Source organism: Romboutsia sp., from assembly GCF_051659545.1.
Lineage (GTDB): Bacteria > Bacillota > Clostridia > Peptostreptococcales > Peptostreptococcaceae > JBOFOR01.
Genome location: NZ_JBOFOR010000169.1, coordinates 1 through 13,068, shown reverse-complemented (window position 1 = coordinate 13,068; position 13,068 = coordinate 1). Strand labels below are relative to the sequence as shown.

Sequence of the window (13,068 nt, the reverse complement as noted above, 5' to 3'; positions counted from 1 at the left end):
AAACTCCTACTCTTCTACTTTGAAAATTTCATCTTTATCATTTATTTCCTGGCTCTCTATGTACCGCCTTATTGTTTCTTCCGTTACACTTCCTACAGTAGCACAAAAATATCCTCTCGCCCAAAGATGTTGTCCCCAGTACCTTTTCTTTAACTCTGGAAATTCATCTTGAATTAATCTTGATGATCTTCCTTTCAAGTATTGTACTATTTTACTTGGTGCAATGCTTGGAGAACAGGATATTAGTAGGTGAACATGATCTTTGCCAATACTACCTTGAATTATTATGATTCCTCTTGCTTCACAACCTTGTCGTATTAGCTCTCTTAACCTCATTCCTATTTTTTTGTGTAACACTTTGTATCTATATTTTGTCACCCATATTACATGATATTTTATATCATGCACCGTATGACTTCCTTTGTTGTATCCTTCCATACTAACCACCATCCTTAGTAATTAGTATGTTCATATAGATAACTTTTTAGAAGGCTCAAAGCGTATACCGCCTAAAGTCGGTGGTTTTAAACCTCGCACATAGAAAATAAAGTGAATAATCCCAGCACCAATAAAAGCAGTGCAGTACCCATCAAAATCTGAATCATATAATATCACGCCTCCTAAAATGTCTATTTACACTAGTTTTTGTAATATCATATTCTTTATTCACCTTTAATTTTTTAATATTTTTTCTTTTTCTTTTTTGCTGCCGCCCGTAAAATCGCTATTAGTTTAGCGGCAACTTGCTCGAAACTAAATATATAGATCAAGAGCGAAGCGGTTGAGGATATAAGCTGTAGCGACATTGCGGCTTGCCCGCCTGGAGCAAAGCTTATATCCTCAGACGCTTCGCGTACTATATATTTATACAAAAAAAGCCGCTAAATTAATAGCGACTTTTACATTATATATTGAAAGTTTTTTGAACGTGTGCTTTTATTTCTTTTGCTGTTCCCATAGTTAATACTTCATCAGCAAAGCTCTTCATATCTTCATAATTCACAGAAGTTATGAACTTTCTAGCTGGAAGTACAGATATTGGTGACATTGAGAATTCATCAAGTCCCATTCCTAATAATATTGGTATCATTAATGGATCTCCTGCAGATTCTCCACACATTCCTGCCCATTTTCCTTCTTTGTGAGCATTATCTATAACCATCTTTATAAGTCTTAGTACAGCTGGGTTGAATTGGTTGTATAAGTAACTTATCTTTTGGTTCATTCTATCTACTGCACAAGTATATTGGATTAAGTCATTTGTTCCTATAGAGAAGAAGTCAACATGCTTAGCTAATACATCAGATATAATAGCTGCAGATGGTATTTCTATCATCATACCTACTTCTACATCTTTAGCATAAACTTCTCCGTTAGCATCCATTTCAGCTAATACTTCTTTGATTATCTCTTTAGCAGCTAATAATTCTTCTAAAGAAGATATCATAGGGAACATTATTCTTAATTTTCCATGTACACTTGCTCTATATAAAGCTCTTAATTGAGTTTTGAATATATCAGTTCTATCTAAGCATATTCTTATAGCTCTGTATCCTAAGAATGGATTCATTTCTTGATCCATGTGGAAGTATGGAAGTTCTTTATCTCCACCTATATCTAATGTTCTTATAACTATAGGTTTTCCATTCATTCCTTCTAATACTGCTTTGTATGCTTCATATTGCTCTTCTTCAGTTGGGAATGCATCTTCCTTATCCATATATAAGAATTCAGTTCTATAAAGCCCAACACCTTCAGCATCGTTGTTTATTAATCCTTCTACATCATTAGGACTTCCTATGTTTCCTGCTAACTCTACATGTCTTCCATCTAAAGTTACAGAAGTCTTACCTTTTAATTGCTTTAAAGACTCTTTGTACTCTTCGTAGTCTGCCTTTAATTTAGAGTACTTCGCTATAGTTTCTTCATCTGGGTTAACTATAACTTCACCAGTATCTCCATTAAATACTATGTAATCTCCGTCTTGAACTTTCTCAGTTATGTCACTAAGACCAACTATTGCAGCTATTTCTAATGTTCTAGCCATTATAGCTGTATGAGAAGTTCTTCCTCCGATGTTAGTTAAGAATCCAAGAACCATCTTCTTGTTCATTGTAGCTGTATCTGATGGAGTTAAGTCATGTGCTAATAACACTACTTCTTCATCAAGTCCTGCTAAATCAACTATTTTGATTCCTAATATGTTTCTTAATATTCTATTAGTTACGTCTTTTATGTCTGCTGCTCTTTCTCTCATGTACTCATTGTCCATAGATTCAAACATAGCAACGAACATTTCTTTTATTTCATTTAATGCAAAGTCTGCATTTACTTTTTCATCTCTTATTTTAGTGATTGAAGAATCTAATAACTCTGGATCTTCTAATACTAGTAAGTGTGATTCGAATATTTGAGCTTCGTGCTCTCCTAATTCAACTAAAGCCTTTTCCTTAACTTTAATTAGTTCCTCTTTCGATACAGCAACTGCATTTTGTAATTTTAAAACTTCAGCTTCAACATCTTCTATAGATTTTTTTTCTATAACCATTTCTTCATGTTTAACTACTAATGCTTTTCCTAGAGCTATTCCAGGAGATGCCCCTGTTCCTTTGTACATATTCGTTCTCCTCCTAAAAGTTCAATGATTTTTTATGTATTTTTGTATATATGCCAAAACCTCGGTCTAAACCGAGGCTTATCTATTATTATTCTCCAAATCCACTCTCGATTAATCCAGCTAATGCAGCTACTGCAGCTTCTTGATCATCTCCGTTAGCTACAACTGTTAATTCATCACCTTGACCTAGTCCTAAACTCATTATACCCATTATAGATTTAGCGTTTACAGTTTTTCCTTTAGCTATAACTTCAACTGTAGACTTGAATTCAGCAGCTTTTTTTACAAACATTCCAGCTGGTCTAGCATGTAATCCACTAGCATTTTTTATACTCACTATTTTTTCCATTGTAAAACCTCCAAAATTTATTCTTAAAGTATTTTGTTTACTTTATCAACTATAATAATTATACCTTAGCTTAGACTTTTGTGTCCATAGGTACTTTTTTTGTCCCACCCTAATAACTTAATCTTGCCTAACAAAGTCTTTTATAAGACAATTTGTCAAAATTTTTGCTATTTTGTTTTTCTGTAAAGACATAAAAGGCTTAACTTCAAAATTAGAACTTAACATTTTGTTACAATCTATGTTTCTATTAACAACATCTACTACTTTGTTAATGTCATAAAGTCTAATTCTGTTTATATTATTTTCTTCAAGTTTTTTTTCATATATACAGTAAAATAAATCCTTGTATGAAAATTCTTTTGGTAATCCTACCAATTCTCCAACTTTTGGTATTACGTTTTCCATTAGTGTTCTTAAAGTTGGTTCTCTTTTTATGCTTAATATATTTAAAAGCGATTCAATGGTTTCTTTTTCCATATTTTTAAACTTTTCAAAGCAATAATTTTCATCAAATTTATAGTCTGCATTGAAATAGTACTTTATACCTTCATATCTATTATAGGCTTTCATTGTGTCTAAATATCCTAAGTTAATATTTTTTTCTACACTATTTCTATCTTTGTTTAGAGATCCGCCTAAATACTCTGATGGTACTATAGTTTTAATATTTATATCTTGATATTTACTCAAACTTCTTTTTCCAAGATAATCATCTATTAATCTAACAACTACTATGTCTTTGTACCCTTTATCCTCTAAAAGGCTAACTGGTATGTTGTCAAAAAACATTCCATCTAAATAAAGTTTATCATCCATTTTTTCTAAATTGAAAATTGGTAGGGATGCACCTGCTATTAAATAATCTACTAATCTTCCTTGTGGTATATCTTCTATATACATTGGATGTGGGTTTATTTTTCTATCCCACCATACTGTTACTAGACCAAAGTCTTTGTTAGATTTTCTTATAGCCTCTTCATTTAGTGTTTTTTGTAATAATTCTCTTAGTGGACTAATGTCAATACCTTCATTGTGCACCGCTTTATTTATAAGACCTATTACAGAATTAAAATTTTTAGCAGTAAAATCTATATTTTTATATTTCTCATAAAATTCTTCATCAACATTTATGAAATGAGTATAATCATAAGATAGCCAAATATCTTCCATAATTTCAATATCATTTTGAATTATATAAGCACCATTTAATGCTCCTATGGAAGTTCCTGTTACTCCTTGAAATTCCATTCCTAGTTCTCTTAAAGCCTTGTAAGCACCAATTTGGTAAGCACCTTTGGTTCCGCCACCTTCTAATACTAAACCTCTCATAATTATCACCTATGTTTCACATGAAAGATATCTACTTAAAATATATTACAAATTATATAGTATTTCAAGTCGAAATATAATTTTATTCAATATTTTTTTAATTTTTAGTCGAATAATAATTAGAATTATTATATATCTTATCATATATCCAATGAAAAAGTATATATCTTTCATTTTTTGTATTTAAATAATTATTTTATTGCACTTGCTGTTTTTACTACTTTAACTGACTTTGTAAATAATTTTTTTTCAACAGGTCCTAGTGACATTATGCTCATAATATAATTATTTGGATCTACTAAATACATTCTTCTATATCCAGTTTTAAAAAAAGCCATACATACATCTCTTATATCTTCATTTCTTTCACATTCAAATACTGAAGGATTTACTACTAAGTTATATTGAGATACTCTTAGACCCTTTATTATTTGCTTGTGATTATTCATAAACTCTTTGGCATCTCTACTGTTTATATACCCACTTACATCTACATATACCCTTTTTTCATTTTCATCTACTCTAGCACTAATCATATATTAAGTCCCCCTTTTATTTGTATTATATTATTTATATGATATACAGGACTTATTAGTGATTATAATTCTAGAGACTTTTTTATTAAAAAATCTATTTCTTTTTCCAGAGAATCAACTTTTTCATATTCTTTTTCGTTGATGCAGTGTAGTATTTCTTTTGCTTTATCTTCAATAGTCTTATAATTTTCATCTTTAAAGATTTTAAGTTTCATTACTTTATTAGGATAATAATCATAAATTTTTTTACTCATTTTTTTTGCATTTATTTTAAAATATTTATCGTAGGTGTTTGAATTTAGGATTCCTAATAAGTATTCATAAGAAAACTCCTTTTCATATTCTTTTTTTATGAAAAATGAATATACATCTGCACTGCAAAAACTATGGTTGTAATCTATAGCAAATTTATTTTGCTTTGCTTTATAGGGGTACATAATTTTTACTCTTTCGAATAGCTCTTTTTCTCTTCCCCATTGAAGCTCGTACCATTTTCTAACGTTTTTTTTGCATTCTCTTCTATTTAAAAGTTTGTCCTTATATTTAAAAATAAATTCTTCTATTACTCTAGCATGACTTTCTTCATTTTTTATATCATCTGAATATATAAGTTTGTAATCATTTTCCTTAACTATATATTTATCTATATTCTTATTTTTTACCCACGGTTTTAAAAGATTTTTGTCTACAGTTTCTAATCTACTATTTTCTTTGTGTATTACAAAAGCCTTATCACAGCCTGTAATTATGCCTTGAAAACTTGTACATATGTCTTCTAAAAAGTAGTCACATTTTTCCTCAATATTGTGATAAAAACTTTTATCTTCTGTGTTTAGTATTATCCATTCTTCTAGTGAATTTGTTTGTAATATGAGATGATCAAAGGTGTCTTGTTTCATAAATTCCTCTATGGAATCTAAGTTTCTTATATTTATAGTTTCATCTTTTATTCTAAGTACTTTTATACTATTTGTTTGTTTTTGTTTTCTAAAGGTTGTTATGCAACTTGATATGCCAATATTTTTAAATATACTTGCTCCTAAAAAATCTACTATTTCTTCTATATTTACATTATTACTTATATACTTTCTTATATACTTTCCCGATGGGCTTTCTAAAAAATATCTAGGAGTTATAATACTGCCAACTCCATCTTTTTTTAATAAATCTATTATTTTTTTGTAAAAACAAAAATACAAATCCGCTTTTCCTTTATAAACTTCACTGTATTCTTTTAATATAAATTTTTTGTATTCTTTTTCTATATTTTTATGTCCTACATAAGGTGGGTTTCCTATTATATAGTCAAACCTATTCTTCCAGTTTTGTTTTAAGCTGTCACAACAGTATAAATTAAATCTATCTACCTTTAAATCTCTATCTTTATTTGTTAGCTCTTCTTTTAAAATTTTTATAGCTTCTTCATCTATATCTGCTCCATAAATACAGTTTGAAATTATATGGTTGTGAAGGTTGTCAGTTTTCCAATAATCAGAATCATATTTTTCCTTTAGTTCATATATGTTTTCTTCAAATAAATCGTATAATACATCATAAGCTTCTATTAAAAAATTTCCACATCCACAAGATATATCTAGTATTTTAGGGTATGGATTTTTTAATATGTCATGATTCTTTATAGTATTTTTTACTATATAATCAACTATTATTCTAGGAGTATAGTAAACTCCATTAGTTTTTTTAAGCTCTATATCTAAGCTTTCTTCATAAGCATTTGAAGCATAAAAGTCTCCCCCCATATTTCCCCTCCAAATATGTAAACTTTTTCCAACAGGTTAATTATAGCATATTAATTATTTATGTTAATCCCATTTGTTTTTTATCCATCTTAAATAGTCTTCAATGTCATAATTTTCTCCAAGTTCTACTAAATAATTAATCGCTTCACAATCATCCATAGAAATATCTCTATCCATATGAGGATTTATTCTACAGTAATTCTCCTCTAAAAGTTTTTCAGACAAAAACTGACTCATTTGAGCATTCCCTTCTAGGGTAATTGAGATAATAGGAAGTGATGGGTCTTTGTTTACAATCCAATCTACTACTCCCCATGTTGTAGTGTCTTGTTTTATACTGTTATAACAGTATCCTGTTCCAAATGATAATAGTCTTATATCCTCTGTTTTTTTGTTTATTTCTTTTCCCATAGCATATATTAAGCTTACAAGACTTGGATCTGTTGCTATTATACCTCCATCTATATGATAATTATAAGTTGGAAAAAACACTGGCGCTGCACTACTACTCATGGCTACATCTACTACTCTTGCATTTTCTGTAGATGAATTAGGTAAATTATTATAAAATATAGGTTTCCAATTACTAGTTTCATTTCCTATATAAAAAGTAGGTATTACTACTAATTTTCCTAAGTCTTTTAACCTTAAGTTCTCTGGAAATATACTTAAAAGCTTTTCTTTTAAATGTTTGTTGTCATATTTTGGTCTTATCATTTCTGAGTAAGACTTATGAAATATATACTTTGAATTTTCTAGTGAATATAGTTCTTCTATTTCTCTGGGACTTACTCCATAAGCAAGACCTAATGCAATTAAGCTTCCTGTTGAAGTTCCACTTATAAGATTTGTATTTCTAACTATCTGAGGCATTTCCATTTGAATTCTTCTGAGCAAGGTTATACTTAAGGCTCCTCTTAGCCCACCTCCATCAAAAGCTAATATTTTGAAGGATTTATATCCCATTTTATTCCTCCCAATTTTAATTTTTCTTTTAGTATATGTTTACATACAAAAAAAGGAATGATTTTTCATTCCTTTTTTAGATTCAAACATCTTTTTAGTTAGCTACATCTCTTTAAAGTTTATTAGTTTTTAAAATCCTCTTATATGCATCTTCTTTTATTGGTTTAGAAAATAAAAATCCCTGTACTATCTCACAGCCAGCATTTCTAATTATTTCAACCTGGCTTATATTTTCAACACCTTCACATACAGTACTCATTCTTAAGTTCTTTGATAAGCTTACAATGGATTTAACCATTACTTCTGTTTTATCATTGTTCTCAATATCTATTAATAAAGATCTATCTAATTTTAATACATCAATAGATATATCCTTTAAGTTGCTTAAGTTAGAGTTTCCAGTTCCAAAATCGTCCATAGCAACCTTAATTCCCAATCCTTTTATTTCGCTAAGCTTAGAGTTGATAAACTTTATATTGTTTAGAGCTGTAGTTTCTGTAATTTCTATTTCTATTAGTTCTGGAGCTATCTTATATTTCAACAATGCTAATTGAAAATTATGTATTAGTGTAGGCTGATATAATTCTACTCTAGATATATTTACAGCTATAGGCACAACTTCTATTCCTTCATCTATAGACTCTCTAAGGTTCCTACATACATCTTCAAACACCCATTTACCTATTTTATTTATAAATCTATTTTTTTCTGCTATTGGTATAAACTTTACCGGACTTATTATACCCATACCAGAGTGATTCCATCTAAGCAAAGCCTCTGCTCCGACGATTTTACTAGTATTAATATTGTACTTAGGTTGATAATATACTTCAAGTTCATTATTTTCTATAGCTGAATATAAATCCTTCTCTAGTTTGGCTATTAGCTTTATTTCTGCCCTCATATTTTCATCAAATATTACATAAGACTTATAAATATTTTCTTTAGATTTTATTCTAGCCATATCTGCATTAGATACTATTTTTTTAATATCAGAATCTGTATCTTGAACTATATATACACCTACACAAGTTTGCAAATTAAATGCATAATCTAATTCATCATGCCCACTTAAATTTATTACATCTTTCCTTATAATTTCTACTACCATATTTATTTCTTTATCATTTGCTTCAGTTTCTACTATCAATGCAAAAATATCTCCTGTTATTCTTCCATATACTGCTTTAGAATCAAAACTTGTCTTAATATTTTGAGCAATAGCTTTTAATACCTTGTCTCCTGTTTCATAGCCATGTATATCATTTATTATTTTAAATTTATCTATATCAAAACAAAGTAAAAGAATCCTTTTATTCTTTCTTCTGTTTTTTATGAAATCTTTAGCATCTAAAAGAAACTTTTCATAATTGTTAATGTCTGTAATTTTATCTTTAAATGCTGCTTTTTTAAGTCTTTCTTGTACTATAAAGAAGTATATTCCTATTATAATAAATGTAAATATAATGAAAGCAATTATAACTACTAAAATATGAGTAGTGTTTTCAGTATTCTTTAATATACTTTTTTCTTGTATGGACTTTATAACATACCATTCATTCGTATAAGGTATTATAGAAAATCCTATATATAAATCATTTGAGTCTACACTTTCTTCAATTGATCCTTGTTTTTCATTTTTGAAAGACTCTTTATGTTTAGCTAAAGTATCATCAGTATCATCCTTATATAATAGTTTGAAAATATCTTTCCCTATATACTTCTTTTCATTTGAAAATATTATATTTCCATCTTTGTTTACTATGTAAGAATTCCCTTCATTCCCATATACGCCCGTTGATAATTTACTCATTAAGATTTGTGCTTTATTTATACCTACAATAAATCCTGTATTTTCATTCTCTTTTTTAACTGGAATAGAATATAAAACTAAATCTTCACCTATAAGTTCAGTAGTTTTAGGGTCTGATACACAAATGTCGTTAGATTTTTTTATACTTTCAAAATAAGGTGTACCTCCTATATCAATAGGCTTTTGTTGACTTGTAACACCAGCCCCTTGATTATCCAAAACTAATATTTCATCAAATACTTTTTCATCTATTTTATATTTTAGTAAGATTTGCTTTGTTTCATCACTTAATACATCATTTTCAATAATACTTCTTTTAATATAATTTAACTCTTTAAAGTACACATCAAATTTAGTAGTAATACTATTTGCTACTTGTATAGTTACTTCCTTTATATGTGCTTGGTTTTGTTCTTTGGTTTTATCGATAAGCTTATTTGTATATATACCTATTCCTAGCATTGAAACAATAATAAGGCTTAGTACAATATTTAATTGTAACTTATATTTGCTATTCTTACTCTCTCCACTCATATTTTTCCCCTATATTATACTTCTTCATTAGGCCTATTAATTTCAGAAATATTATTTTGATTTCTCATCTAAAAAAGTTAATACTCCTTGAGTGATTCCTTCTGCTAAAGTATCTTGATATTCTGCATTCTGTAAATTTTTAATTTCTCCAGGATTAGTTAAAAAACCACATTCTATTAATATAGCTGGCATATCACTGTCTCTTAACACTTGGTATATATCTTCTTTTATCCCTCTATCTCTTGTGTCTATATAAGATTTTATAGTCTTTTGAACTGACTCAGCAAACTTTTTTGATTCGTCTATAGCTCCTCTTCTATAATAAGTCTCTACACCAGATGCACTATTTCCTCCTCCTTCAGCATTTAGATGTATTGAAACTAATACATCTACACCTTGTTCATTTGCTAACCTAGCCCTATCTCCTGGACTTATGTATTTATCATCGGTTCTAGAAATAATTACTTGTACATCCTTTTGATGAGATAATTTATTTGCAACTCTCTTTCCTATTTGTAGAGTAATTTCTTTTTCAAGTATAGTTTTACTTTTGTTCATAGTTCCTTTGTCATTTCCTCCATGACCAGGGTCTACTAATACCGTGTACTTTTTACCTAAATCTTTATTTACTTCTTCTTCTAAATCAAATTGCTCCATTTTAACTGTTTTTTCTACTTCTTGTTTATTTTTCTTATCCTGTATATTTTTTATAGTCTTTTCTGCCCATATGCCCCCTTTAGCAATAGCAAAAATAAATGCTCCTATTAATAAAATTACTATTAATAATCTTCCTTTTCTGATTCTTTTCTTTTTAGTTTTTTTGTTGTTGTTTTTGGACATAAAATTACCTTTCTAAACATTTATCTACACTTATATTTATAAGTGTATTTTAACATCTAGAAAGGTAATTTTCAATATTTTCCAACTATATTAACCTTTATATTATTTATTTAACCGCCTAACGTAACATCTTGTGTGCTGTACCAATCAAAAGCTTGCAACATATGGGTTTTTCTAAAGTCAGGCCAGTAGTCCTCTATCACATAGAAGTCTGCATAAATCGACTGTACTGGCAAGAATCCACTTAGTCTTCTTCGACCGCCCCATCTTACTATTAAATCTAGTCTAGATATATCAAAGGATTGTATATTCTCTTGTAGATTATTTTTGTTAACATTCTTTGCCTCTGCTAAAGTATTTAAGTCCCAGTGCCATCCATAGTTCACTAATAAATTGGCCTTTATCTGTCCTTCCTTTGACTCTGCTCTTTTTGTATAAGGTAGTAACTCTTTTGGAAACATTGGTGATTTTGTATTTCCCATTACTAAAAGAGCTGCCCCTTCTTCTACTAGCCTATTCGCTGCTTCAACACAGGCTTTTGTAAAAGCTTCGGTTTGATATGATGGTCTTTTTGTGTTATCAGTAGTAAATCCATAGAAAGTTACTTCTTCAACTCCCATATCTCTACATAGTCTATAAGCTTCTAACCCCGGATCTAAGCCACTATCATAGCCTTTTTCTTTAGTCATACCATTATTTTGCGCCCATCTTCTGTTGCCATCAGGGATAATACCTACATGTTTAGGTACTCTCATAGTCCCACCTCCTATTGTAATTATTTACATTTTTTACATCTATTACTCTTTATTTACTTTTTATTACTCTATTTTTTCCCCTATATTTCGACAAAAACTTGTCGTTATTTTTACATTGCCATTTTATTCAATTTATAGTAAACTTTTGTGTAATTCAATAACAACAAAATTTAGGAGGATTGTCATGAAAAAGTTATTAGTATTATTTTCACTAGTATTCACTTTAGGACTTGTGGGCTGCTCACCAAAGAGTGAAGTTAAAGATGTACCTGTTGATGATATCAAAGCTGCAATAAACAATGAAACTTACTTAAAGGCTCAACCTGTTGCAGAAGGTCCAGCTAAAGATTCATACATATTTGAAAGCGTTAAGGATAAAATTAAAGAAGGTTTTGTTTTACAAGCGATGATGAACGTAAAATTACAAGATGTATTTGTAATTAGAACTGATGATGTAGAAGGTGTTAAAGCTGCAATACAAGCTTACAAAGATAACAACTTAAAAATGTTTGGCGATGGATACGGTGGAGAAGATAACATAACTGCAGTTGCTGACTCTATATTAGAAAGCAAAGGTGACTATGTTTACTTTATAGCTACTACTAACGCTAAGGATATTGAAACAAAAATATTAGAAATGATAAGCAATAAATAAATTTATTTGATAAAAGGACCTTTTTATAAGGTCTTTTTTACTGTTATGAAGGATGGTGAGATTTTGGTTTTTAGTAGTATTACATTTTTATTTTTTTATTTACCTTTAGTATTATTTTTCTACTTTTTAGTTCCTTACAAGTTTAAAAATCTTGTTCTTTTAGTTTTTAGTTTGATTTTTTATGCATGGGGGGAACCTATATATATATTAGTTATGTTATTTTCTTGCGCTGTTGACTATGTAAATGCACTTATTATCTCTAAAAATAGAGGTACCTCCAAAGCAAAAGCCGCACTAATTGTTTCCATTGTAGTAAATTTAAGCTTATTAGCATTCTTTAAATATAGCGATTTTGCCATTTCTATCGTAAATTCTATATTTAATACTAATATAGCTCTGCTTCATATAGGACTACCTATTGGTATAAGTTTTTATACTTTCCAAACTATGTCTTACACTATAGATGTTTATAGAAATGAAGCTCCTGCCCAAAAGAATATAACAAACTTAGGTACCTTTGTTACTTTATTTCCACAACTTGTAGCAGGTCCTATTGTTAGATACTCTGATATTGCAAGAGATTTAAATACTAGAACACATACCTTTGACAAAATGTATGAAGGTGTCTATAGACTTATTATTGGACTTTCTAAGAAAGTAATTTTAGCAAATAACTTAGGTGCTGTTTGGTTCAGTATTAAAGCTACACCTTATTCTGAACTGTCTAATGCCACTGCATGGCTTGGTATAATCTGTTTTACACTACAGATATACTTTGATTTCTCAGGATATTCAGATATGGCTATTGGGCTTGGTAAAATACTTGGATTTGAGTTTTTAGAAAACTTTAACTATCCTTACATCTCTAAATCTATTACTGAATTTTGGAGAAGATGGCATATGTCCTTGGGAAT

At 29.2% G+C, this 13,068-nt stretch carries 12 protein-coding genes; 2 read left to right on the top strand and 10 right to left on the bottom strand.

Features of this window, described 5'->3' with window-relative positions; all coding sequences use genetic code 11:
• Positions 1-6: 6 nt before the first annotated feature.
• From tnpA to uppS, 10 genes are all read right to left on the bottom strand, one after another.
• Positions 7-438, bottom strand: a complete 432-nt coding sequence (gene tnpA / locus ACRC03_RS09285) for an IS200/IS605 family transposase (protein ID WP_438652286.1) — start codon at positions 436-438, stop codon at positions 7-9.
• Positions 439-904: 466 nt separating this feature from the next.
• A complete protein-coding gene (gene ptsP, locus ACRC03_RS09280) occupies positions 905-2,617 on the bottom strand; it encodes a phosphoenolpyruvate--protein phosphotransferase (protein ID WP_438652285.1) in 1,713 nt (570 codons plus the stop codon).
• An 88-nt stretch (positions 2,618-2,705) separates the two neighbouring features.
• A complete protein-coding gene (locus ACRC03_RS09275; RefSeq protein WP_438652284.1) occupies positions 2,706-2,966 on the bottom strand; it encodes an HPr family phosphocarrier protein in 261 nt (86 codons plus the stop codon).
• Positions 2,967-3,083: 117 nt separating this feature from the next.
• Positions 3,084-4,295 carry a patatin-like phospholipase family protein gene (locus ACRC03_RS09270; protein WP_438652283.1) on the bottom strand — a complete coding sequence of 404 codons (1,212 nt, stop codon included), beginning with the start codon at positions 4,293-4,295 and terminating at the stop codon, positions 3,084-3,086.
• Positions 4,296-4,486: 191 nt separating this feature from the next.
• The gene (locus ACRC03_RS09265) at positions 4,487-4,831 is read right to left on the bottom strand and encodes a hypothetical protein (protein ID WP_438652282.1); all 345 of its coding nucleotides are present in this window, start codon (positions 4,829-4,831) and stop codon (positions 4,487-4,489) included.
• A 62-nt stretch (positions 4,832-4,893) separates the two neighbouring features.
• On the bottom strand, positions 4,894-6,591 hold the full coding sequence (locus tag ACRC03_RS09260) for an Eco57I restriction-modification methylase domain-containing protein (protein WP_438652281.1): 1,698 nt from the start codon (positions 6,589-6,591) through the stop codon (positions 4,894-4,896).
• A 63-nt stretch (positions 6,592-6,654) separates the two neighbouring features.
• Entirely contained in the window at positions 6,655-7,557 is a 903-nt protein-coding gene (locus tag ACRC03_RS09255) for a patatin-like phospholipase family protein (protein ID WP_438652280.1), read from the bottom strand.
• Between the two features lie 112 nt (positions 7,558-7,669).
• Positions 7,670-9,904, bottom strand: a complete 2,235-nt coding sequence (locus ACRC03_RS09250; protein WP_438652279.1) for a bifunctional diguanylate cyclase/phosphodiesterase — start codon at positions 9,902-9,904, stop codon at positions 7,670-7,672.
• Positions 9,905-9,955: 51 nt separating this feature from the next.
• Positions 9,956-10,744, bottom strand: a complete 789-nt coding sequence (locus ACRC03_RS09245) for an N-acetylmuramoyl-L-alanine amidase family protein (RefSeq protein ID WP_438652278.1) — start codon at positions 10,742-10,744, stop codon at positions 9,956-9,958.
• 110 nt (positions 10,745-10,854) lie between these two features.
• Positions 10,855-11,499 carry a polyprenyl diphosphate synthase gene (uppS, locus tag ACRC03_RS09240; RefSeq protein ID WP_438652277.1) on the bottom strand — a complete coding sequence of 215 codons (645 nt, stop codon included), beginning with the start codon at positions 11,497-11,499 and terminating at the stop codon, positions 10,855-10,857.
• Positions 11,500-11,683: 184 nt separating this feature from the next.
• On the opposite strand from uppS, the gene ACRC03_RS09235 reads away from it, so the two are divergent.
• Together ACRC03_RS09235 and ACRC03_RS09230 are read left to right on the top strand one after the other, a co-directional pair.
• Positions 11,684-12,154 carry a DUF4358 domain-containing protein gene (locus ACRC03_RS09235; protein WP_438652276.1) on the top strand — a complete coding sequence of 157 codons (471 nt, stop codon included), beginning with the start codon at positions 11,684-11,686 and terminating at the stop codon, positions 12,152-12,154.
• 213 nt (positions 12,155-12,367) lie between these two features.
• On the top strand, positions 12,368-13,068 hold a 701-nt coding region (locus tag ACRC03_RS09230; RefSeq protein WP_438652275.1), incomplete at its 3' end, for an MBOAT family O-acyltransferase.